Raw genomic sequence first — 22794 nt, forward strand, 5'->3', positions numbered from 1 at the left:
CTCATACCCAAGTGGTCGGCGATTAACCGTCCTTCTCGATTTCACAGAGTAGCGGATGCTGGCTTTCCCTGGCGTACTGGTTGACCTGCATGGCCTTAGTCTCGGCGATGTCGCGGGTAAACACTCCACATACTGCCCGTCCTTCTGTGTGGACGGCCAGCATGACCTTGGTCGCCAGCTCCCGATTCAGGTTAAAAAACACCTCGAGCACTTCGACGACGAAATCCATCGGTGTGTAGTCATCATTGAACAAAACCACCTTGTACATCGGCGGCGCCTGTAAAGCAGGCTTTGCCTCCTGAACAGCAATGCCTGCGGAATCGTCGTCGTGAGAATCAGGGCGATCCTGATTGAATGTTAGTCGAATCTGGCTGATTGCATGCATGGAAAGAAAGGTTCGTCAGTTGTGCAAATACAGTGGTGGGGGCGGCTATGGACGATTTCAACTCCGACTGCCCGGTCACCTTGACTATCGGGAAAACGGTGTTACAACCAATAGAGCCCACAGTGGGTAAAAAAGGTCCGCGGAGTCAATCTTATTTCCAGGAAATGACTGCGGATGAACTGGATGATACTCCAGTGATGGAGTCTGTTGCAGAGGGATATGGGTATGTCAGTCGGTAAGGTGAAATGGTTCAACAATGCCAAGGGATTCGGTTTCATTAACACCGACGCCAGAGAAGGCCGTGACGAAGACGGTCATCTTATTGATTTCTTTGCACACTATTCGGCCATTGAAATGGACGGATACAAGACTCTCAAGGCCGGGCAACTCGTAAGCTTCGAGATCGTCCAGGGACCCAAAGGGCTGCACGCAGTCAAGATTGGGGCTGCCACGACCGAGAACGAGCAGGTCGCTGCCACCCAGCAAGAAACGGTGTCGAGCTGACGCAACCCGTCATCCAGTCATAAAAAAACCGCCCGAAGGCGGTTTTTTTTAATGCTGATTCGCTTACATATGCGGCTTACATATGCGAGATGAGCGCATCACCAAACGCAGACGAAGACAGCAGCTTCGCGCCTTCCATCAGACGGTGGAAGTCATAGGTCACTGTCTTGGCCGAAATCGCGCCGTTGGTGCCTTTGATGATCAGATCAGCCGCTTCGGTCCAGCCCATGTGACGCAGCATCATCTCTGCGGACAGGATCAGGGAACCTGGGTTGACCTGGTCCTTGCCAGCGTACTTCGGCGCAGTACCGTGGGTCGCCTCGAACATCGCAATGGTGTCAGACAGGTTGGCACCCGGTGCGATACCGATACCGCCCACTTCCGCCGCCAGGGCGTCGGAGAGGTAGTCGCCGTTCAGGTTCAGGGTCGCGATCACATCGTATTCGGCCGGGCGCAGCAGGATCTGCTGGAGCATGGCGTCGGCGATGGCGTCTTTGACGATAACGTTCTTGCCGGTTTTCGGGTTTTTGAACTGCATCCACGGACCGCCATCGAGCAGGGTCGCGCCGAACTCTTCAGCCGCCACTTCGTAGGCCCATTCCTTGAAGGCACCTTCGGTGAACTTCATGATGTTGCCTTTGTGCACGATGGTCAGCGAGTCGCGGTCGTTGTCGACCACATACTGCAGCGCTTTTCGCGCCAGACGCTTGGTGCCTTGCAGCGAAACCGGCTTGATGCCGATACCGCAGTTTTCGTCGAAACGGATCTTGGTGACACCCATTTCATCTTTAAGGAACTTGATGACCTTGGTTGCTTCCGGCGAACCGGCTTTCCACTCGATACCGGCGTAGATGTCTTCCGAGTTCTCACGGAAGATCGTCATGTCGACGTCGCCTGGCTTCTTGACCGGGCTAGGCACGCCTTCGAACCAACGCACTGGGCGCAGGCAGACATAAAGGTCGAGTTGCTGACGCAGGGCCACGTTCAGGGAACGGATGCCGCCACCGACCGGAGTGGTCAGAGGGCCCTTGATGGAAACCACGTAATCTTTAACTGCGTCCAGGGTTTCCTGAGGTAGCCAGGTGTCCTGATCGTAAACCTGAGTCGCTTTCTCCCCGGCGTAGACTTCCATCCAGGAAATTTTGCGCTCGCCGCCGTAAGCCTTCTTAACAGCAGCATCGACAACCTTGATCATGACCGGGCTGATATCAACGCCAATACCATCACCTTCGATGAAGGGGATGATCGGGTTGTTAGGAACATTGAGAGAATGGTCCGCGTTGACGGTGATTTTGTCGCCGACTGCTGGAACCTGAATCTTCTTGTATCCCATGCTGAACTCCATTGTTTGGATTGAACATCTGGCTTCGTTCGAGCGTACCCCAGTTAAATCGGCACGCAAACCCTATGTTCCAACCATCTGCCGCAAAGCTGCACAGTTCGCGACCTACAAGCCTGAAAGCAAAGGGAAAAGCGCCAAACTCAAGCACGGTGCAAGACTCTACGCCCCACTCGCCCCTGCGACCTTTAGACCAATGGACGACAATCGTTGCATATGAACCATCGGCAGATTGCCAGCTACCTATGTATAATGCCGCCCGCTGACCACAGAGTCACGATGGCCGACCTCTCTATTACGAGGCTTTGGGCCTGAAAAAGCCGGGTTGTTACCGCAGCCCACCCGCTTGACGCTCGACTGATGCACCCAACATCACCGCGAAGAAATCTCGACATTCGGCTCATGGATGACTTTGAACGAACGCGCTTACCCGGCGCCCCTCGAGTTTTTCTGCGCACGCTTTAGCAAAGAAGAGAGAGTTAATCCGAATATGCCCACCCGCTCGAAGATCATCTATACCTTCACCGACGAAGCTCCCGCCCTCGCCACCTATTCACTGTTGCCTATCGTAGAGGCCTTCACCGCCTCCGCTGATATCGCCGTGGAAACCCGCGATATCTCTCTTGCAGGGCGCATCCTGGCCAGCTTCCCCGAGCAACTGGGTGACAAAGCCGTAGCCGACCACCTCGCCGAACTGGGCGACCTGGCCGTTACGCCTGAAGCCAACATCATCAAGTTGCCGAACATCAGCGCCTCGGTTCCGCAACTGCAAGCCGCGATCAAGGAACTGCAAGCCCAGGGCTTCGCACTGCCTGACTACCCGGAAACCGTGACCAGCGACGCCGACAAGCTCGCCAAGTCGCGTTACGACAAGATCAAGGGCAGCGCCGTGAACCCGGTTCTGCGCGAAGGCAACTCCGATCGTCGTGCACCGCTGTCGGTCAAGAACTACGCGCGCAAACACCCGCACAAAATGGGCGCCTGGGCTGCGGACTCCAAGTCCCACGTCGCGCACATGAGCACCGGCGATTTCTACGGTAGCGAAAAAGCTGCCCTGATCGACGCCGCTGACGCCGTCAAAATCGAACTGATCGCTCAAGACGGCACCACCACCGTCCTGAAAGAAAAAACCACCGTGCAAGCCGGTGAGATCCTCGATTGCGCAGTCATGAGCAAAAACGCTCTGCGCAGCTTCATTGCTGCCGAGATCGAAGACGCTAAAGCCAAAGGCGTGCTGCTGTCGGTTCACCTCAAAGCCACCATGATGAAGGTCTCCGACCCGATCATGTTCGGCCAGATCGTTGCCGAGTTCTATAAAGACGCACTGGCCAAGCACGCTGACGTGCTGGCGCAGATCGGCTTCAACCTGAACAACGGCATCGGCGACCTGTACGCTCGCATCAAAGCCCTGCCGGCTGAGCAGCAAGCGCAGATCGAAGCGGACATCCAGGCGGTCTACGCCGATCGTCCGTCGTTGGCCATGGTCAACTCCGACAAAGGCATCACCAACCTGCACGTGCCGAGCGACGTTATCGTCGACGCCTCGATGCCGGCGATGATCCGTGACTCCGGCAAAATGTGGGGCACTGACGGTCAGTTGCACGACACCAAGGCTGTGATCCCGGATCGCTGCTACGCCACCATCTACCAGGCGGTAATCGAAGACTGCAAGCTGCACGGCGCTTTCGATCCAACCACCATGGGCAGCGTGCCAAACGTTGGCCTGATGGCGAAAAAAGCCGAAGAGTACGGCTCGCACGACAAGACTTTCCAGATCAAGGCCAACGGCGTAGTTCGGGTTTCCGATGGCGCTGGCCGCATGCTGCTGGAACAGTCGGTTGAAGCCGGCGACATCTTCCGCATGTGCCAGACCAAAGACGCGCCGATCCAGGACTGGGTCAAACTGGCCGTCAACCGTGCTCGTGCAAGCGCCACTCCAGCGATTTTCTGGCTGGACCCAATGCGCGCCCACGACGGCGTAGTGATCGAGAAAGTTCAGGCTTACCTGAAGGATCACGACACCTCCGGCCTGGACATCCGCATCATGTCGCCAGTCGACGCGATGGCCTTCACTCTGGGCCGTACCCGCGAAGGCAAGGACACCATCTCGGTGACCGGCAACGTACTGCGCGACTACCTGACCGACCTGTTCCCGATCATGGAACTGGGCACCAGCGCCAAGATGCTGTCGATCGTTCCGCTGATGAATGGCGGCGGTCTGTTTGAAACCGGCGCCGGCGGTTCGGCACCGAAGCACGTTCAGCAGCTGCTGGAAGAGAACTTCCTGCGCTGGGATTCCCTGGGCGAGTTCCTGGCCCTGGCCGCCTCCCTTGAGCACCTGGGTGTTACCTACAACAACCCTAAGGCGCTGGTTCTGGCCAAGACCCTGGATCAGGCCACCGGCCAGTTCCTGGACAACAACAAGTCGCCATCGCGCAAAGTCGGCAACATCGACAACCGCGGCAGCCACTTCTACCTGGCGCTGTACTGGGCTCAAGCCCTGGCTGCCCAGACCGAAGACACTGCACTGCAAGCGCAGTTCGGCGAACTGGCCAAGACCCTGACCGAGAACGAAGCAACCATCGTTGCCGAGCTCAACGCCGTTCAGGGCAAGCCAGTGGACATCGGCGGTTACTACCACGCCAATGCCGAGCTGATCAGCAAGGCCATGCGCCCGAGCAACACCTTCAACGCCGCGATCGCTGCGCTGGTTTAAGGTTGTAAGGGAACATCACAAACCCCGGCCCTGCGCCGGGGTTTGTGTTTGTGGCGTTCACACACTTCCAATGTGAACACTGGACCAATGTGGGAGCGGGCTTGCTCGCGAAAGCGGTGGGTCAGCCAGCATGATTGTTGAATGATAAACCGCATTCGCGAGCAAGCCCGCTCCCACATTGACCGTGTTTCAATATTCAAAATTCGAGGATGCTTCATGGATTGGCTACCCCACATCACCGTCGCCACCATCGTCGAAGACAACGGTCGTTTCCTGATGGTTGAAGAAACCAAGCACGGACGAACGGTGCTCAACCAACCCGCCGGCCACCTCGACCCAGACGAAACACTGATCGAGGCCGCCGTACGCGAAACCCTCGAGGAAACCGGCTGGGACGTCGAGCCGACTGGCGTGGTGGGCATTTACCTCTACACCGCGCCAAGCAACGGCGTGACTTATCAGCGGGTCTGCTTCACCGCAAAACCGCTCAAACATCACCCCGACTATCAGCTGGACGACGGCATCGTCGGCGCAAAATGGCTGACGCGTGACGAACTGCTGGCACAGCGCGCAAACTGGCGCAGTGAGCTGATCATCCGCTGTATTGATGATTATCTGGACGGTCAACACTTCGGTCTCGAACTGATCCGCCCTTCTCTTTAGCCTTGCGGGCTTCGGCCTGTTAGAATCGCGTCCTTTTTCAAGACACTCATTGAATCCCTATGCGTGATCCAGCCCCTTCTGACACACAAAAGAAGCGCGTCATTGTCGGCATGTCCGGCGGCGTGGACTCTTCCGTTTCCGCTCTCCTGCTGATCGAGCAGGGTTATGAGGTGGAAGGCCTGTTCATGAAGAACTGGGAAGAAGACGATGGAACGGAATACTGCACCGCCATGGATGACCTGGCGGACGCTCAGGCCGTGTGCGACAAGATTGGCATCAAGCTGCACACCGCCAACTTCGCCGCCGAGTACTGGGACAACGTGTTCGAGCACTTCCTGGCCGAATACAAGGCCGGTCGCACGCCGAACCCGGACATCCTGTGCAACCGCGAGATCAAGTTCAAGGCGTTCCTCGACTACGCCATGATGCTCGGCGCCGACCTGATCGCCACCGGTCACTACGTGCGTCGCCGCGACATCGATGGTCGCACCGAGCTGCTCAAGGGCCTGGACCCGAACAAGGACCAGAGCTACTTCCTGCACGCCGTCGGCGGCGAACAGATCGCCAAGACCCTGTTCCCGGTCGGCGAGCTGGAAAAACCCGAAGTCCGCGCGATTGCCGAGAAACACGAACTCGCCACCGCGAAGAAAAAGGATTCCACCGGGATCTGCTTTATCGGCGAACGCCGCTTCAGCGACTTCCTCAAGCAGTACCTGCCGGCCCAACCGGGCGAGATCAAGACCACCGAAGGTGAAGTCATCGGCCGCCACCACGGCTTGATGTATCACACCATCGGTCAGCGTCAGGGCCTGGGCATCGGCGGCTTGAAAGACGCCAGTGACGAGCCGTGGTACGTGCTGATCAAAGACCTGGAACACAACGAATTGATCGTTGGCCAGGGCAATGACCATCCGTATCTGTTCTCACGCGCCCTGCTCGCTTCAGACATCTATTGGGTCAACCCGATCGACCTGAGCGAACCACGCCGCTTGACCGCCAAAGTCCGCTATCGCCAAAGCGACCAGCCGTGCACCCTGGAAAAAACCGCCACCGGCTACCGCGCGACCTTCGATGACCCGCAACGCGCGGTCACCCCGGGCCAGTCCGTGGTGTTCTACGACGGTGAAATCTGCCTCGGCGGCGGCGTGATTGAAGTCGCGGAGCCGTGGACCAGCAAAGGCACGGCTCAAGGCGAGCAGCAATGAACCCGACTCAGGAGCAACTGACGGCCTTGGGCGGTGTGTTTCTCGCCGCCGTGCTGGTCGACAAGATCGCCAAGACCGGCCAGACCACCGAAGCCGGCCTGACGTGCATGCTCGGCAGCCTGCTGATTCGCGACCCAAAAGACACCCTGGAAGTCTACGGCGGCGACGACATCAATCTGCGTGAAGGCTACCGCGCATTGATTGGCGCCCTGGAACGCGACCCGAGCACCCTTCAGCGCGAACCGCTGCGCTATGCACTGGCGATGCTTGGTCTGGAGCGTCAATTGGCCAAGCGCAATGACATGCTCGATGTGATCGGCAAGCGTCTGCCGCAGATTCAGTCCCAGGTCGAGCACTTCGGCCCGGCGCACGAAAACGTGATTGCAGCGTGCGGCGCCCTGTATCAGGACACCCTGAGCACCTTGCGCCAGCGAATTCAGGTCCATGGCGACATGCGCAACCTGCAGCAACCGAGCAACGCTTCGAAGATCCGCGCCCTGTTGCTGGCCGGAATTCGTTCGGCGCGCCTGTGGCGGCAGTTGGGCGGTCATCGCTGGCAGCTGGTGATCAGCCGTCGCAAGTTGCTGAAAGAGCTTTACCCGCTGATGCGCAGCAGCTGAACCGCGCCCGCAAGACCCTTTGTAATTTGTAACGCGTAAGACGCTGGTCAGTTGGCAACGGACCGGCGGATTTTTTCATGTATGATACGCGCCCCATTTCGTTGCCCGACTGTCCGAGAACACCCCATGCAGCTTTCTTCGCTCACTGCGGTTTCCCCTGTTGACGGCCGCTACGCCGGCAAAACCCAGGCCCTGCGCCCAATTTTCAGCGAATACGGCCTGATCCGTGCTCGCGTTCTGGTTGAAGTGCGCTGGCTCCAGCGCCTGGCCGCTCACCCTGGCATCAGCGAAGTGCCGGCGTTCTCCGCCGAAGCCAACGCTGTGCTGAACACCCTGGCGGAAAACTTCGCTCTGGAGCACGCCGAGCGTGTCAAAGAGATTGAGCGCACCACCAACCACGACGTCAAAGCCATCGAATACCTGCTCAAAGAGCAAGCGGCCAAGCTGCCGGAACTGGCTGCTGTCAGCGAATTCATCCACTTTGCCTGCACCAGCGAGGACATCAACAACCTGTCCCACGCCCTGATGCTGCGCGAAGGCCGTGATGACGTGATGCTGCCGCTGATGCGCCAAACCTGCGACGCCATCCGCGAACTGGCCATCCGTTTCGCTGACGTGCCGATGCTGTCGCGCACCCACGGTCAACCGGCCTCGCCGACCACCCTGGGCAAAGAGCTGGCGAACGTGGTTTACCGTCTGGAGCGTCAAATCGCTCAAGTCGCGGCCGTTCCGCTGCTGGGCAAGATCAACGGCGCTGTCGGCAACTACAACGCTCACCTGTCGGCCTACCCTGAGATCGATTGGGAAGAGAACGCCCGCGCCTTCATCGAAGACGAGCTGGGCCTGGGCTTCAACCCGTACACCACGCAGATCGAACCGCACGACTACATCGCCGAGCTGTTCGACGCGATCGCGCGCTTCAACACCATCCTGATCGACTTCGACCGCGACATCTGGGGCTACATCTCCCTGGGCTATTTCAAACAGCGCACCATCGCTGGCGAAATCGGTTCGTCGACCATGCCGCACAAGGTCAACCCGATCGACTTCGAGAACTCCGAAGGCAACCTGGGCATCGCCAACGCACTGTTCCAGCACCTGGCGAGCAAGCTGCCGATCTCCCGCTGGCAGCGCGACCTGACCGACTCCACCGTATTGCGCAACCTCGGTGTCGGCTTCGCCCACAGCGTGATCGCGTACGAAGCCAGCCTCAAAGGCATCAGCAAACTCGAGCTCAACGCTCAGAAGATTGCTGCCGACCTGGACGCGTGCTGGGAAGTATTGGCCGAGCCGATCCAGACCGTGATGCGTCGCTACAACATCGAAAACCCGTACGAAAAACTGAAAGAGTTGACCCGTGGCAAGGGCATCAGCCCTGAAGCACTGCAAACTTTCATCGACGGTCTGGACATGCCAGCCGCCGCCAAGGCCGAGCTGAAATTGCTCACCCCGGCCAACTACATCGGTAACGCTGTAGAGCAAGCCAAACGCATCTGATCGACCGCTTGACCCTTTTGAGACGCCCGGCAGCGCCGGGCGTTTTTATTCCCGTCTGAAAAGTGCATTTTTTCAATAGGTTACACATGAATCCTGATATTCCTCTTCAACTTCTGGGCGGCATCACGGCGCGCGAATTCCTGCGTGACTACTGGCAGAAAAAACCGCTGCTGATCCGCCAGGCGATCCCTGATTTCGAAAGCCCGATCGACCCAGACGAACTGGCCGGCCTGGCGCTGGAAGAAGAAGTTGAATCACGCCTGGTGATCGAACACGGCGAGCGTCCTTGGGAAATGCGTCGCGGCCCATTCGCCGAAGACGAATTCAGCAAACTGCCGGAGACCGAGTGGACCCTGCTGGTGCAAGCGGTCGACCAGTTCGTGCCGGAAGTCAGCGAACTGCTGGAAAACTTCCGCTTCCTGCCAAGCTGGCGCGTCGACGACGTGATGATCAGCTTCGCCGCCCCAGGTGGCAGCGTCGGTCCGCACTTTGACAACTACGACGTGTTCCTGCTGCAAGGTCACGGCAAGCGCAACTGGAAAATCGGCCAGATGTGCGATTCCGAAAGCAAGCTGCTGCCGCACGCAGACCTGCGCATCCTCGCCGACTTCGAGGCCACCGATGAGTGGGTCCTGGAACCCGGTGACATGCTCTACCTGCCGCCGCGCCTGGCCCATTGCGGCGTTGCGGTGGATGACTGCATGACCTACTCGGTCGGCTTCCGAGCCCCGAGCGCCTCTGAAGTGCTGACTCACTTCACTGACTTCCTCAGCCAGTTCCTGACTGACGAAGAGCGTTACACCGACGCCGACGCCCTGCCGGCGGTCGATCCGCACCAGATTCAGCACGACGCCCTTGATCGCCTGAAAGCGTTGCTGGCCGAGCACATGAGCGACGAGCGCCTGCTGCTGACCTGGTTCGGCCAGTACATGACCGAGCCGCGCTACCCGGAACTGATCGTCGGCCCGGAAGAAGTCGAAGAAGAAGACTTCCTCGCCAGCCTGGAACAAGGCGCCGTGCTGATCCGCAACCCGAGCGCGCGCATGGCCTGGTCCGAAGTCGATGACGACTTGCTGCTGTTCGCCAGCGGCCAGAGCCGTTACCTGCCGGGTAAACTGCGCGAGTTGCTGAAATTGATCTGCGCTGCCGACGCCCTGCACACCGATAACCTCGGTGACTGGCTGAACGACGAAGACGGCCGCGGCCTGCTGTGCGAGCTGGTCAAGCAAGGCAGCCTGGGGTTTGCTGATGAATAAAATCCACGTTCGTGTCGCAGACTGGCAGAAGGACATCGCCGAGATCCGGCGCATTCGTGAGACGGTGTTCATCGCCGAGCAATCCGTTCCTCCTGAGCTGGAATGGGATGCTGATGACGCAACGGCGGTGCATTTTCTGGCCTTCGAAGGCGACTTTCCGATTGGCACCGCCCGCCTGCTGCCCGATGGCCACGTCGGCCGGGTGTCGGTGCTGAAAGACTGGCGCGGCTTGAAGGTCGGCGATGCGCTGATGCACGCGGTGATCGGTGAAGCCGAGAAGCGCGGGCTCAAGCAGCAGATGTTGAGCGCACAGGTGCAGGCCACGGCGTTCTATGAGCGCCTGGGCTTCAGCCTGGTCAGTGAGGAGTTCCTGGAAGCAGGCATTCCGCATGTGGACATGGTGCGGCATTCGGCATAACACCGAGGTGCCGCCATCGCGAGCAGGCTCGCTCCCACAGTGGATTGATGGTGTTGCTGCAACCTGTAACAACACCTAAAACCCTGTGGGAGCGAGCTTGCTCGCGATGAGGCCCGCAAGAACACACAAAACGCCCCGCCATCAACCGATGCCGGGGCGTTTTGCTGTCTACGATTCAACTTGCCCCACGCCGGGCCGACAAACTGGCAATATCAACACTTCAAGATGTCGGAGATAACGGATATGTCCCTACGCACCCTGCTCACCACGCTGCTGCTGACCTGCAGTTTTTCGGTCATGGCCGCCACCGAGATCGTGCCACTGAACTACCGCACCAGTGCCGACATGCTGCCGATGGCCCAGGATTTCATCGGCAAGGATGGCCAGGTCAGCGCCTACGGCAATCAACTGATCGTCAATGCCGATCAGCGCAAGATCGACGAACTTAAGACCTTGATCACGCAACTCGATGTAGCCGCCAAACGTCTGCTGATCACTGTCGACACCAACGAAAACAACTTCCAGGGCGATCAGGGTTACTCGGTAAACGGCGCGAAACCGAGCCAGACCCGCATCATCAATCGCAGCACCGACAGCCGTGACGGCGGGATTCAGCAGATCCAGGCCAGCGAAGGTGCGCCGGCCCTGATCCAGGTCGGCCAGAGCGTGCCACTCACCAGCACTCAGACCGACTCCTACGGCGACCTGCGAAGCCAGACCGAATACCGCAACGTCACCCAGGGTTTCTACGTCACCGCCAGCGTCACCGGCGATATCGTTCACCTGGCGATCAGTACCAACCGTGACCGAATGAGCCAGGAACGTCCCGATGTAGTGAATGTGCAAAGTACCGACACAACTGTCACGGGACGACTGGGCGAATGGATCACCCTGGCCGGCGTGAACCGCCAGACTCAGGCCGATAAACAGGGCCAGACCCACAGCTACTCGACTCAGGGCCGCGATGACATGACCCTGCGGGTGAAAGTCGATACTTTGGACTAAACCACCGAAAACTGACTGATTAGTCGTATTAGACCAAAGATGTAGTGCCATAAAAAAAGCACTACAAAACGTTTGACGATCGAAAAAAGCAAAGGCATGATGGCCTCGCTCCCGCTAATCAGGGGCCCTGGCAAGGGCCTTCGAGGCGACGCTCGCACCTACCCCGCGAGCCGCTTCGTGTCTGTACCGCCCACAAGGTGTGTTTGACGAGGTTGCCGACTGGAACGAAGTTGTCCCGAGGGACGGAAGCGTAATTAGGTAACCCGGCTCCACACTGAAGTTCGCACCAAGGCCCACGACGCCCGAATGCGCTCGACAGTTCGCCCTTACCTGCTCACTTCCCCTCGAGCCCATCGTTCATCCCGTCGCCATCCCCGCCGAATCCGACTTGACCACCTAAGCTTCTGGTCAGCGAGCAGCCTTTTACGCACGTCTCAATGCGTACTTGGCAGGAGCAGGAATTTTCCACCCCAGACCTATGCGACGAGGTTTATCTCCATGGCACTGACACGCGAACAGCAAATTGCAGCCCTCGAAAAAGATTGGGCTGAAAACCCACGCTGGAAAGGCGTGACACGCGCTTACTCCGCTGCTGACGTCGTCCGCCTGCGTGGCTCGGTTCAACCTGAGCACACCTTTGCAAAATTGGGCGCCGAGAAGCTTTGGAACCTGGTAACCCAGGGCGCCAAGCCGTCCTTCCGTCCTGATAAAGATTTCGTCAACTGCATGGGCGCCCTGACCGGCGGCCAAGCTGTACAACAAGTTAAAGCCGGTATCCAGGCGATCTACCTGTCGGGCTGGCAAGTCGCTGCGGACAACAACTCCGCCGAATCGATGTACCCGGACCAGTCGCTGTACCCGGTGGACTCGGTTCCAACCGTGGTCAAGCGCATCAACAACTCGTTCCGTCGTGCTGACCAGATCCAGTGGAAAGCCGGCAAAGGCCCGGGCGACGAAGGCTACATCGACTACTTCGCTCCAATCGTGGCTGACGCCGAAGCCGGTTTCGGCGGCGTACTGAACGCTTACGAGCTGATGAAAAGCATGATCGAAGCAGGCGCCGCCGGCGTTCACTTCGAAGACCAACTGGCTTCCGTGAAAAAATGCGGCCACATGGGCGGCAAGGTACTGGTTCCTACCCAGGAAGCTGTACAGAAGTTGACTGCTGCTCGTCTGGCAGCTGACGTTGCCGGTACGCCGACCATCATCCTGGCTCGCACCGACGCTAACGCGGCTGACCTGCTGACTTCCGATTGCGACCCGTACGACCAGCCGTTCGTGACTGGCGAACGTACCCAGGAAGGCTTCTACAAAGTGCGCGCCGGCCTGGACCAGGCGATCGCTCGCGGCCTGGCTTACGCTCCGTACGCCGACCTGATCTGGTGCGAAACCGCCAAGCCGGATCTGGACGAGGCTCGTCGCTTCGCTGAAGCGATCAAAAAGGAATACCCGGACCAACTGCTGTCGTACAACTGCTCGCCTTCCTTCAACTGGAAGAAAAACCTGGACGACGCGACCATCGCCAAGTTCCAGCGCGAATTGTCCGCCATGGGTTACAAGCACCAGTTCATCACCCTGGCCGGCATTCACAACATGTGGCACAGCATGTTCAACCTGGCGCACGACTACGCCCGCAACGACATGACTGCCTACGTGAAGCTGCAAGAGCAAGAGTTCGCTGACGCTTCGAAGGGCTACACCTTCGTGGCTCACCAGCAGGAAGTGGGCACCGGCTACTTCGACGACATGACCACTGTGATTCAAGGTGGCTCGTCTTCGGTAACCGCGCTGACCGGTTCGACTGAAGAAGAACAGTTCCACTGATCTGATTCACCTGAGCAAACGGCCGTTGCGGACCGAATAGAAAGCTAACCGCAACGCCGCACATCTGACGCCCCGACTGGTTCGGGGCGTTTTTTTTGCCTGTGTTTTGAACACCACGTCCCCTGTAGCAGCTGCCGAAGGCTGCGTTCGAGGACGAAGTCCTCGCTAATCCCGCAAATACAATCCAACTGAAAGACATCACCGCATGATTCACGACTGCTGCGCAGCCGAACGCAGCCTTCGGCAGCTGCTACAGGGATCGTGCGCATGCCAGGTTCTGCGCTCAAAATCATTGATCCTGAGCAGTTTCTCGATCAGGAAAAAAGGGTAAAACGACCCCGCTCGCTACTTGTTGTTACGCACATATAAGACAACTTCCCGACTCTCACCCCATTAAACAGTTTAAAAACCACCGCAAACAATATTGATTATCATTTAGCCGCAACTATGTTCGTTACATTCCCAACAAAACAATATTGATGAAATCCCGGCTAATGCCCGAACCGCATGGGCTGCGGGGTTTTGGAGGTGCGCTATGTCCTTATTCCTATAAATAATTTCGCTATAGGAATTTTACTTGCACGGTGTTGTGCCATAAAATCAGCGGGATTGATTGCTGCGACATATCGTCACTGCTTTGTTTCTTTTCAAGCTCAGAGACCTTTGCTCTCTGTTAAGGATTACCAGCATGCCCGAAGCGACAGGACTCATGGCCCACAACTGGGGCTTTGCCATTTTCCTTCTGGGCGTCGTCGGCCTTTGTGCCTTCATGCTCGGCGTCTCCAGCCTCCTCGGGTCAAAAGCCTGGGGCCGCAGCAAAAACGAACCGTTCGAATCCGGCATGCTACCTACAGGTGGCGCCCGCTTACGGCTCTCAGCCAAATTCTATCTGGTCGCGATGCTCTTCGTGATCTTCGATATCGAAGCCCTTTTTCTCTTTGCCTGGTCTGTGTCCGTCCGCGAAAGCGGCTGGACCGGATTCGTCGAAGCTCTCGTTTTCATAGCAATTCTGTTGGCAGGCCTTGTCTACCTATTTCGAGTGGGCGCCCTTGACTGGGCTCCGGCAGCTCGTCTTAAGCGGCAAGCGAAGCTGAAACAATGAGGCTTTGGCAATGCAATACAATCTCACCAGGATCGACCCCGATGCTCCTAACGAGCAGTATCCGATTGGCGAACGGGAAACCGTTTCCGATCCGTTAGAAGATCAAGTCCACAAAAACATTTTCATGGGCAAGCTCGAAGACGTGCTTAACGGCACGATCAACTGGGGGCGCAAGAACTCCCTGTGGCCGTATAACTTCGGTCTTTCGTGCTGCTACGTGGAAATGACCACCGCCTTCACGGCGCCCCACGACATCGCGCGCTTTGGCGCCGAGGTTATCCGGGCATCGCCGCGTCAGGCGGATTTCATGGTTATCGCCGGTACCTGCTTCATCAAGATGGCGCCGATCATTCAGCGTCTCTACGAGCAAATGCTCGAACCTAAATGGGTTATCTCCATGGGTTCGTGCGCCAACTCCGGTGGCATGTACGACATCTACTCAGTCGTTCAAGGGGTGGACAAGTTCCTGCCCGTGGACGTCTACGTGCCTGGCTGCCCGCCCCGCCCTGAAGCTTTTCTGCAAGGCTTGATGCTCTTGCAAGAGTCGATTGGACAGGAGCGTCGCCCACTTTCCTGGGTCGTCGGCGATCAAGGCGTGTACCGCGCCGAGATGCCTTCGCAAAAGGAACAGCGCCGCGAACAGCGAATCGCAGTCACCAACCTGCGCAGCCCCGACGAAGTCTGATCCAGACCTGCTTCTTTTATAGAACGAGAACCTGGCTTCATTCTTTACGTTGACCGAAAGCGATAAATAACCATGACTACAGGCAGTGCTCTGTACATCCCGCCTTATAAGGCAGACGACCAGGATGTGGTCGTCGAACTGAACAACCGTTTTGGCCCCGAGGCGTTCACCGCCCAGCCTACCCGCACCGGCATGCCGGTGCTTTGGGTTGCCCGTGCCAAACTCGTCGAAGTCCTGACCTTCCTGCACAACCTGCCCAAGCCGTACGTCATGCTCTATGACCTGCACGGCGTGGACGAGCGTCTGCGCACCAAGCGTCAAGGGCTGCCTAACGGCGCCGACTTCACTGTGTTCTATCACTTGATGTCGATCGAACGTAATAGTGACGTAATGATCAAGGTCGCCTTGTCCGAGAGCGACCTCAGCGTGCCGACCGTGACCGGCATCTGGCCGAACGCCAACTGGTACGAGCGTGAAGTGTGGGACATGTACGGCATCAACTTTGCCGGTCACCCGCACCTGACCCGCATCATGATGCCGCCGACCTGGGAAGGTCACCCGCTGCGCAAGGACTTCCCGGCCCGCGCCACCGAGTTCGACCCGTTCAGCCTGACCCTGGCCAAGCAACAGCTTGAGGAAGAAGCCGCGCGCTTCAAGCCTGAAGACTGGGGCATGAAGCGTTCCGGGGCGAACGAGGACTACATGTTCCTCAACCTCGGTCCTAACCACCCTTCCGCGCACGGTGCGTTCCGCATCATTCTGCAGCTGGACGGTGAAGAGATCGTCGATTGCGTACCGGACGTCGGTTACCACCACCGTGGTGCCGAGAAGATGGCCGAACGTCAGTCCTGGCATAGTTTCATTCCGTACACCGACCGTATCGATTACCTCGGCGGCGTGATGAACAACCTGCCGTACGTGCTCTCGGTCGAGAAGCTGGCCGGCATCAAGGTGCCTGAGAAGGTCGACGTCATCCGCATCATGATGGCCGAGTTCTTCCGGATCACCAGTCACCTGCTGTTCCTGGGGACTTACATCCAGGACGTGGGCGCCATGACCCCGGTGTTCTTCACGTTCACCGACCGTCAGAAGGCGTACACGGTGATCGAAGCCATTACCGGCTTCCGTCTGCACCCGGCCTGGTACCGCATCGGTGGCGTCGCTCACGACCTGCCGCGCGGCTGGGAAAAACTGGTGAAAGACTTCATCGAGTGGATGCCAAAGCGTCTGGACGAATACCAGAAAGCCGCACTGGACAACAGCATCCTGCGTGGCCGGACCATCGGCGTCGCCGCCTACAACACCAAAGAAGCCCTGGAATGGGGCGTCACCGGTTCCGGCCTGCGTTCGACCGGTTGCGATTTCGACCTGCGTAAAGCTCGCCCGTACTCCGGTTACGAGAACTTCGAATTCGAAGTGCCGCTGGCGGCCAATGGCGATGCCTACGACCGTTGCATCGTGCGTGTCGAAGAAATGCGCCAGAGCCTGAAGATCATCGAGCAGTGCATGCGCAACATGCCGGAAGGCCCGTACAAGGCGGATCACCCGCTGACTACGCCGCCGCCGAAAGAGCGCACCCTGCAACACATCGAGACCCTGATCACGCACTTCCTGCAAGTTTCGTGGGGCCCGGTCATGCCGGCCAACGAATCCTTCCAGATGATTGAAGCGACCAAGGGCATCAACAGTTATTACCTGACGAGCGATGGCGGCACCATGAGCTACCGCACCCGGATTCGCACCCCAAGCTTCCCGCACCTGCAGCAGATCCCTTCGGTGATCAAAGGCAGCATGGTCGCGGACTTGATCGCGTACCTGGGTAGTATCGATTTCGTTATGGCCGACGTGGACCGCTAAGCATGAACAGCACGCTTATCCAGACAGACCGTTTCGCCCTGAGCGAAACCGAGCGCTCGGCCATCGAGCACGAGCTGCATCACTACGAAGACCCGCGCGCGGCGTCGATCGAAGCCCTGAAGATCGTCCAGAAGGAACGTGGCTGGGTGCCGGATGGCGCTCTGTACGCCATCGGCGAGATCCTCGGCATCCCGGCCAGCGACGTTGAAGGGGTGGCGACGTTCTATAGCCAGATCTTCCGTCAGCCGGTCGGCCGTCACATCATTCGCGTCTGCGACAGCATGGTCTGCTACATCGGTGGCCATGAGTCCGTAGTCAGCGAAATCCAGAGCAATCTGGGCATCGGCCTGGGTCAGACCACCGCCGACGGTCGTTTCACCCTGCTGCCGGTCTGCTGCCTCGGCAACTGCGACAAGGCGCCGGCGTTGATGATCGACGACGACACTTTCGGTGATGTGCAGCCTGCCGGCGTTGCCAAATTGCTCGAGGGCTACGTATGACCCTGACTTCCTTCGGTCCAGCCAACCGCATCAAGCGTTCGGCCGAGACTCACCCGCTGACCTGGCGTCTGCGTGACGACGGCGAAGCCGTATGGCTCGACGAGTACCAGGCCAAGAACGGTTACGCGGCTGCGCGCAAGGCTTTCGCCGACATGGCTCAGGACGACATCGTCCAGACCGTGAAAGACGCAGGCCTTAAAGGTCGCGGCGGTGCAGGCTTCCCCACGGGTGTTAAGTGGGGCCTGATGCCCAAAGACGAATCCATCAACATCCGCTACCTGCTGTGCAACGCGGACGAGATGGAACCGAACACCTGGAAAGACCGCATGCTGATGGAGCAACTGCCCCATCTGTTGATCGAAGGCATGCTGATCAGTGCTCGCGCGCTGAAAACCTACCGTGGCTACATCTTCCTGCGTGGCGAATACACCACCGCCGCCAAGCACCTGAACCGTGCCGTGGAAGAAGCCAAGGCAGCGGGCCTGCTGGGTAAAAACATCCTGGGCAGCGGCTTCGATTTCGAGCTGTTCGTCCACACCGGCGCCGGGCGTTACATCTGCGGTGAAGAAACCGCACTGATCAACTCCCTCGAAGGTCGCCGCGCCAACCCGCGCTCCAAGCCGCCCTTCCCTGCTGCCGTTGGCGTGTGGGGCAAGCCGACTTGCGTGAACAACGTTGAAACCCTGTGCAACGTGCCGGCGATCATTGCCGACGGCGTGGACTGGTACAAATCGTTGGCCCGCGAAGGCAGCGAAGACATGGGCACCAAGCTCATGGGCTTCTCCGGCAAGGTCAAGAACCCCGGCCTGTGGGAACTGCCGTTCGGCGTCACCGGTCGCGAGTTGTTCGAAGACTACGCCGGCGGCATGCGCGACGGTTACAAGCTCAAGTGCTGGCAGCCAGGCGGCGCTGGTACCGGTTTCCTGTTGCCGGAACACCTGGACGCACAAATGTACGCCGGCGGCATCGCCAAAGTGGGCACCCGCATGGGTACCGGCCTGGCCATGGCGGTGGACGACAGCGTCAACATGGTTTCCCTGCTGCGCAACATGGAAGAGTTCTTCTCCCGCGAATCCTGCGGCTTCTGCACCCCGTGCCGTGACGGTCTGCCGTGGAGCGTCAAGCTTCTGCGTGCGATCGAGAACGGTGAAGGGCAAGCCGGCGATATCGAGACCCTGCTGGGTCTGGTCGGTTTCCTCGGCCCAGGCAAGACCTTCTGTGCTCACGCACCGGGCGCCGTGGAGCCGTTGGGCAGCGCAATCAAATACTTCCGCCATGAGTTCGAAGCCGGCATCGCGCCTACCAGCGCCGTCGTCCCGCCTCTGGCAAGGCCGATCGTAGTCGGCGCGTAAACGCTTAAAAAAGCGAAGGGTCCGTGCCCTTCGCTTTGTCGTGTGATGACGCCGTAAACGGCTGTGTTGATTCACGCGAATAACAAGATTCCATTAGCCACGCCCGCTGACACCGGGCCAACGAAGAACTTTGAACCATGGCCACTATCCACGTAGACGGCAAAGAGCTCGAAGTCGATGGGGCAGACAACCTGTTACAGGCATGTCTGTCGCTAGGCCTCGATATCCCTTATTTCTGCTGGCACCCAGCCCTAGGCAGCGTTGGCGCTTGCCGCCAGTGCGCGGTCAAGCAGTACACCGACGAAAACGACAAACGTGGTCGGATCGTCATGTCCTGCATGACCCCCGCCACCGACGGCAGCTGGATCTCCATCGACGACGAAGAAGCGAAAGTGTTTCGCGCCAGCGTCGTTGAATGGCTGATGACCAACCACCCTCACGACTGCCCGGTCTGTGAAGAAGGCGGTCACTGCCACCTGCAAGACATGACGGTGATGACCGGCCACAACGAGCGCCGTTATCGCTTCACCAAGCGTACTCACCAGAACCAGCAACTGGGCCCGTTCATTTCCCACGAAATGAACCGCTGCATCGCTTGCTACCGCTGCGTGCGCTTCTATAAGGACTACGCCGGCGGCACCGACCTCGGTGTATTCGGCGCCCACGACAACGTGTACTTCGGTCGCGTTGAAGACGGCACCCTGGAAAGCGAGTTCTCCGGCAACCTCACCGAGGTCTGCCCGACCGGTGTGTTCACCGACAAGACTCACTCCGAGCGCTACAACCGCAAGTGGGACATGCAGTTCTCGCCGAGCATCTGCCATGGCTGCTCCAGCGGTTGCAACATCTCCCCGGGCGAGCGCTACGGTGAACTGCGTCGTATCGAAAACCGTTTCAACGGTTCGGTAAACCAGTACTTCCTGTGCGACCGTGGCCGTTTCGGCTATGGCTACGTCAACCGCAAGGATCGCCCGCGTCAGGCATTGCTGGCCAACGGCGCCAAGCTGACCCTCGACGAAGCGCTGGATAAAGCCGCCGACCTGCTGCGCGGTCGCAACATCGTCGGTATCGGTTCGCCACGCGCCAGCCTCGAAAGCAACTACGCGTTGCGCGAGCTGGTCGGTGCCGAGCACTTCTACTCCGGTATCGAAGCTGCCGAGCTGGAACGCATTCGTCTGGTCATGCAGGTGCTGAAAGACAGCCCGCTGCCGATCCCGAACATGCGCGACATCGAAGACCACGATGCGATCTTCGTCCTCGGTGAAGACCTGACCCAGACCGCTGCGCGCATGGCCCTGTCCCTGCGTCAATCGGTCAAAGGCAAAGCCGAAGACATGGCCGACGCCATGCGCGTTCAGCCTTGGCTTGACGCTGCGGTGAAGAACATCGGTCAGAACGCTCTGAACCCGCTGTTCATCGCCAGCCTGGCTGAAACCAAGCTCGACGACATCGCTGAAGAATGCGTACACGCTGCGCCAGACGACCTGGCCCGCATCGGTTTCGCCGTGGCTCACGCCCTCGACGCCAGCGCGCCTGCCGTTGAAGGTCTGGACGCTGAAGCCCTTGAGCTGGCCAAGCGCATTGCCGACGCCCTGCTCGCCGCCAAGCGTCCGCTGATCATTGCCGGTACCTCGCTGGGTTCCAAGGCGCTGATCGAAGCGGCGGCAAACATCGCCAAAGCCCTGAAGCTGCGCGAGAAGAACGGTTCCATCAGCCTGATCGTGCCAGAGGCCAACAGCCTCGGCCTGGCCATGCTCGGTGGCGACTCGGTCGATGCCGCGCTGCAAGCCGTGATCGACGGTAAAGCTGACGCCATCGTCGTGCTGGAAAACGATCTGTACACCCGAACCGACAAAGCCCGTGTCGATGCTGCCCTGAACGCCGCGAAAGTGCTGATCGTGGCGGACCATCAGAAGACCGCCACCAGCGATCGCGCGCACCTGGTTCTGCCAGCTGCCAGCTTCGCTGAAGGCGACGGTACGCTGGTCAGCCAGGAAGGCCGCGCCCAGCGTTTCTTCCAGGTCTTCGACCCGACTTACCTCGATGCCAGCATCATGGTTCACGAAGGCTGGCGCTGGCTGCATGCCCTGCGCGCCACCCTGTTGAACCAGCCGATCGACTGGACCCAACTGGACCACGTCACCGCTGCCTGTGCCGCAAGCACTCCGCAACTGGCCGGCATTGTCAGCGCCGCACCGTCCGCCGCGTTCCGCATCAAAGGCCTGAAACTGGCTCGCGAACCGCTGCGTTACTCCGGTCGTACCGCCATGCGCGCCGACATCAGCGTGCACGAACCGCGTACTTCCCAGGACAACGACACCGCGTTCTCGTTCTCCATGGAAGGTTACTCGGGCTCGGTCGAACCGCGTCAGCAAGTGCCATTCGCCTGGTCTCCGGGCTGGAACTCGCCGCAAGCCTGGAACAAGTTCCAGGACGAAGTCGGTGGTCACATCCGCGCTGGCGACCCGGGCACCCGCCTGATCGAAAGCACCGGTGACTCGCTGAACTGGTTCGCCAGTGTTCCGCATGCGTTCAACCCGGCTCCGGGCACCTGGCAGGTTGTGCCGTTCTTCCACCTGTTCGGCAGCGAAGAGAACTCTTCCAAAGCCGCACCGGTTCAGGAACGCATCCCGGCCGCCTACGTGTCGCTGGCCAAATCCGAAGCCGACCGTCTGGGTGTCAATGACGGCGCCCTGCTGAGCCTGAGCGTTGCTGGCCAGACCCTGCGTCTGCCGCTGCGCATCAACGAAGAGCTGGGTGCCGGTCTGGTCGCATTGCCGGCCGGTATCGCCGGCATTCCGCCAGCGATCTTTGGCAAAACCGTTGACGGTCTGCAGGAGGCAGCTCAATGACCTGGTTCACGCCTGAAGTGATTGACGTGATCATCGCGGTCCTCAAGGCCATCGTGATTCTGCTCGCCGTCGTGGTGTGCGGCGCGCTGCTGAGCTGGGTCGAGCGTCGTTTGCTCGCCCTCTGGCAGGACCGTTACGGTCCGAACCGCGTCGGCCCGTTCGGCGCGTTCCAGATTGCGGCCGACATGATCAAGATGTTCTTCAAGGAAGACTGGACCCCGCCATTCGCCGACAAAGTGATCTTCACCTTGGCGCCGGTCGTGGCCATGAGCGCCTTGCTGATTGCCTTCGCGATCATCCCGATCACCCCGACCTGGGGTGTGGCGGACATCAACATCGGCATCCTGTTCTTCTTCGCCATGGCCGGTCTGTCGGTCTACGCGGTGCTGTTCGCCGGCTGGTCGAGTAACAACAAGTTCGCCCTGTTGGGCAGCTTGCGGGCCTCGGCACAAACCGTGTCGTACGAAGTGTTCATGGGCCTGTCGCTGATGGGCATCGTGATCCAGGTTGGCTCGTTCAACATGCGCGACATCGTTGAATACCAGGCGCAGAACCTGTGGTTCGTCATTCCGCAGATCTTCGGTTTCCTGACCTTCTTCATTGCCGGCGTCGCCGTGACTCACCGTCACCCGTTCGACCAGCCGGAAGCGGAGCAGGAACTGGCCGACGGTTACCACATTGAATACGCCGGCATGAAATGGGGCATGTTCTTCGTCGGTGAGTACATCGGCATCGTGTTGATTTCGGCGCTGCTGGTGACCTTGTTCTTCGGTGGCTGGCACGGCCCGTTCGGCATTCTGCCGCAGATCCCGTTCATCTGGTTCGCACTGAAAACCGCGTTCTTCATCATGTTCTTCATCCTGCTGCGCGCCTCGATTCCGCGCCCACGGTATGACCAAGTGATGGATTTCAGCTGGAAGTTCTGCCTGCCGCTGACCCTCGTCAACATGCTGGTGACCGCTGCGATCGTGTTGCTCAACACGCCCGCCGTCGCGGCTCAGTGAGGATAGAGAA

Annotated in this window: 19 protein-coding genes; 17 read left to right on the forward strand and 2 right to left on the reverse strand. The window is 59.1% G+C overall.

Annotated features, from left to right (window positions below; translation table 11 throughout):
• Window positions 1-22: 22 nt before the first annotated feature.
• Window positions 23-385, reverse strand: coding sequence for an ATP-dependent Clp protease adapter ClpS (clpS, locus tag AC3IUE_RS21950; RefSeq protein ID WP_046032480.1), 363 nt, complete (start codon window positions 383-385; stop codon window positions 23-25).
• Window positions 386-610: 225 nt separating this feature from the next.
• Between clpS and AC3IUE_RS21955 the strand changes: the two genes are divergently transcribed.
• Window positions 611-889 carry a cold shock domain-containing protein gene (locus tag AC3IUE_RS21955; protein WP_489263746.1) on the forward strand — a complete coding sequence of 93 codons (279 nt, stop codon included), beginning with the start codon at window positions 611-613 and terminating at the stop codon, window positions 887-889.
• Between the two features lie 76 nt (window positions 890-965).
• On the opposite strand, the gene icd is transcribed toward AC3IUE_RS21955, so the two are convergent.
• Entirely contained in the window at window positions 966-2222 is a 1257-nt protein-coding gene (gene icd / locus AC3IUE_RS21960; protein WP_010458895.1) for an NADP-dependent isocitrate dehydrogenase, read from the reverse strand.
• A 496-nt stretch (window positions 2223-2718) separates the two neighbouring features.
• Here icd and AC3IUE_RS21965 point away from each other — a divergent pair, with 496 nt between their 5' ends.
• The 16 genes from AC3IUE_RS21965 to nuoH all read left to right on the forward strand — a co-directional run bounded on the left by AC3IUE_RS21965 (window position 2719) and on the right by nuoH (window position 22784).
• Window positions 2719-4944: an NADP-dependent isocitrate dehydrogenase gene (locus AC3IUE_RS21965; protein WP_046047456.1), complete on the forward strand. Its 2226-nt coding sequence runs from the start codon at window positions 2719-2721 to the stop codon at window positions 4942-4944.
• A gap of 216 nt (window positions 4945-5160) precedes the next feature.
• A complete protein-coding gene (locus AC3IUE_RS21970; RefSeq protein WP_489263747.1) occupies window positions 5161-5607 on the forward strand; it encodes an NUDIX hydrolase in 447 nt (148 codons plus the stop codon).
• 59 nt (window positions 5608-5666) lie between these two features.
• Window positions 5667-6812 carry a tRNA 2-thiouridine(34) synthase MnmA gene (mnmA, locus tag AC3IUE_RS21975; RefSeq protein ID WP_046047458.1) on the forward strand — a complete coding sequence of 382 codons (1146 nt, stop codon included), beginning with the start codon at window positions 5667-5669 and terminating at the stop codon, window positions 6810-6812.
• On the forward strand, window positions 6809-7432 hold the full coding sequence (hflD, locus tag AC3IUE_RS21980) for a high frequency lysogenization protein HflD (protein WP_046047459.1): 624 nt from the start codon (window positions 6809-6811) through the stop codon (window positions 7430-7432). The genes mnmA and hflD overlap by 4 nt, the downstream gene beginning before the upstream one ends.
• A 126-nt stretch (window positions 7433-7558) precedes the next feature.
• Window positions 7559-8929: an adenylosuccinate lyase gene (purB, locus tag AC3IUE_RS21985; protein WP_008146027.1), complete on the forward strand. Its 1371-nt coding sequence runs from the start codon at window positions 7559-7561 to the stop codon at window positions 8927-8929.
• Between the two features lie 86 nt (window positions 8930-9015).
• Complete coding sequence (locus AC3IUE_RS21990; protein WP_461999169.1) at window positions 9016-10185, forward strand: ribosomal protein uL16 3-hydroxylase; 1170 nt, start codon at window positions 9016-9018, stop codon at window positions 10183-10185.
• Window positions 10178-10603, forward strand: a complete 426-nt coding sequence (locus AC3IUE_RS21995) for a GNAT family N-acetyltransferase (RefSeq protein WP_056740441.1) — start codon at window positions 10178-10180, stop codon at window positions 10601-10603. Before AC3IUE_RS21990 ends, AC3IUE_RS21995 begins: the two co-directional genes overlap by 8 nt.
• Before the next feature lie 243 nt (window positions 10604-10846).
• Window positions 10847-11608: a secretin N-terminal domain-containing protein gene (locus AC3IUE_RS22000; protein WP_489263748.1), complete on the forward strand. Its 762-nt coding sequence runs from the start codon at window positions 10847-10849 to the stop codon at window positions 11606-11608.
• Between the two features lie 498 nt (window positions 11609-12106).
• A complete protein-coding gene (gene aceA / locus AC3IUE_RS22005) occupies window positions 12107-13432 on the forward strand; it encodes an isocitrate lyase (protein ID WP_033057066.1) in 1326 nt (441 codons plus the stop codon).
• Between the two features lie 688 nt (window positions 13433-14120).
• Window positions 14121-14534: an NADH-quinone oxidoreductase subunit A gene (locus AC3IUE_RS22010; RefSeq protein WP_008146033.1), complete on the forward strand. Its 414-nt coding sequence runs from the start codon at window positions 14121-14123 to the stop codon at window positions 14532-14534.
• 10 nt (window positions 14535-14544) lie between these two features.
• Window positions 14545-15219 (forward strand): NuoB/complex I 20 kDa subunit family protein, encoded by a 675-nt coding sequence (locus AC3IUE_RS22015; RefSeq protein ID WP_008146035.1) that lies wholly within the window; start codon window positions 14545-14547, stop codon window positions 15217-15219.
• Between the two features lie 72 nt (window positions 15220-15291).
• A complete protein-coding gene (gene nuoC, locus AC3IUE_RS22020; RefSeq protein WP_489263749.1) occupies window positions 15292-17076 on the forward strand; it encodes an NADH-quinone oxidoreductase subunit C/D in 1785 nt (594 codons plus the stop codon).
• A gap of 2 nt (window positions 17077-17078) precedes the next feature.
• A complete protein-coding gene (gene nuoE, locus AC3IUE_RS22025) occupies window positions 17079-17576 on the forward strand; it encodes an NADH-quinone oxidoreductase subunit NuoE (RefSeq protein WP_008146039.1) in 498 nt (165 codons plus the stop codon).
• Window positions 17573-18928, forward strand: coding sequence for an NADH-quinone oxidoreductase subunit NuoF (gene nuoF / locus AC3IUE_RS22030; protein ID WP_017339604.1), 1356 nt, complete (start codon window positions 17573-17575; stop codon window positions 18926-18928). The genes nuoE and nuoF overlap by 4 nt, the downstream gene beginning before the upstream one ends.
• A gap of 137 nt (window positions 18929-19065) precedes the next feature.
• Window positions 19066-21780, forward strand: a complete 2715-nt coding sequence (gene nuoG / locus AC3IUE_RS22035; RefSeq protein WP_489263750.1) for an NADH-quinone oxidoreductase subunit NuoG — start codon at window positions 19066-19068, stop codon at window positions 21778-21780.
• Window positions 21777-22784, forward strand: coding sequence for an NADH-quinone oxidoreductase subunit NuoH (gene nuoH, locus AC3IUE_RS22040; protein WP_008146046.1), 1008 nt, complete (start codon window positions 21777-21779; stop codon window positions 22782-22784). Before nuoG ends, nuoH begins: the two co-directional genes overlap by 4 nt.
• Window positions 22785-22794 lie beyond the last annotated feature (10 nt).

This window comes from Pseudomonas sp. GL_093 (assembly GCF_057837605.1).

Excerpts from the sequence above, each read along its gene's own strand:
- clpS (WP_046032480.1), bottom strand. The coding sequence starts at position 385 with ATGCATGCAATCAGCCAGATTCGACTAACATTCAATCAGGATCGCCCT.
- AC3IUE_RS21955 (WP_489263746.1), top strand. The coding sequence starts at position 611 with ATGTCAGTCGGTAAGGTGAAATGGTTCAACAATGCCAAGGGATTCGGT.
- icd (WP_010458895.1), bottom strand. The coding sequence starts at position 2,222 with ATGGGATACAAGAAGATTCAGGTTCCAGCAGTCGGCGACAAAATCACC.
- AC3IUE_RS21965 (WP_046047456.1), top strand. The coding sequence starts at position 2,719 with ATGCCCACCCGCTCGAAGATCATCTATACCTTCACCGACGAAGCTCCC.
- AC3IUE_RS21970 (WP_489263747.1), top strand. The coding sequence starts at position 5,161 with ATGGATTGGCTACCCCACATCACCGTCGCCACCATCGTCGAAGACAAC.
- mnmA (WP_046047458.1), top strand. The coding sequence starts at position 5,667 with ATGCGTGATCCAGCCCCTTCTGACACACAAAAGAAGCGCGTCATTGTC.
- hflD (WP_046047459.1), top strand. The coding sequence starts at position 6,809 with ATGAACCCGACTCAGGAGCAACTGACGGCCTTGGGCGGTGTGTTTCTC.
- purB (WP_008146027.1), top strand. The coding sequence starts at position 7,559 with ATGCAGCTTTCTTCGCTCACTGCGGTTTCCCCTGTTGACGGCCGCTAC.
- AC3IUE_RS21990 (WP_461999169.1), top strand. The coding sequence starts at position 9,016 with ATGAATCCTGATATTCCTCTTCAACTTCTGGGCGGCATCACGGCGCGC.
- AC3IUE_RS21995 (WP_056740441.1), top strand. The coding sequence starts at position 10,178 with ATGAATAAAATCCACGTTCGTGTCGCAGACTGGCAGAAGGACATCGCC.
- AC3IUE_RS22000 (WP_489263748.1), top strand. The coding sequence starts at position 10,847 with ATGTCCCTACGCACCCTGCTCACCACGCTGCTGCTGACCTGCAGTTTT.
- aceA (WP_033057066.1), top strand. The coding sequence starts at position 12,107 with ATGGCACTGACACGCGAACAGCAAATTGCAGCCCTCGAAAAAGATTGG.
- AC3IUE_RS22010 (WP_008146033.1), top strand. The coding sequence starts at position 14,121 with ATGCCCGAAGCGACAGGACTCATGGCCCACAACTGGGGCTTTGCCATT.
- AC3IUE_RS22015 (WP_008146035.1), top strand. The coding sequence starts at position 14,545 with ATGCAATACAATCTCACCAGGATCGACCCCGATGCTCCTAACGAGCAG.
- nuoC (WP_489263749.1), top strand. The coding sequence starts at position 15,292 with ATGACTACAGGCAGTGCTCTGTACATCCCGCCTTATAAGGCAGACGAC.
- nuoE (WP_008146039.1), top strand. The coding sequence starts at position 17,079 with ATGAACAGCACGCTTATCCAGACAGACCGTTTCGCCCTGAGCGAAACC.
- nuoF (WP_017339604.1), top strand. The coding sequence starts at position 17,573 with ATGACCCTGACTTCCTTCGGTCCAGCCAACCGCATCAAGCGTTCGGCC.
- nuoG (WP_489263750.1), top strand. The coding sequence starts at position 19,066 with ATGGCCACTATCCACGTAGACGGCAAAGAGCTCGAAGTCGATGGGGCA.
- nuoH (WP_008146046.1), top strand. The coding sequence starts at position 21,777 with ATGACCTGGTTCACGCCTGAAGTGATTGACGTGATCATCGCGGTCCTC.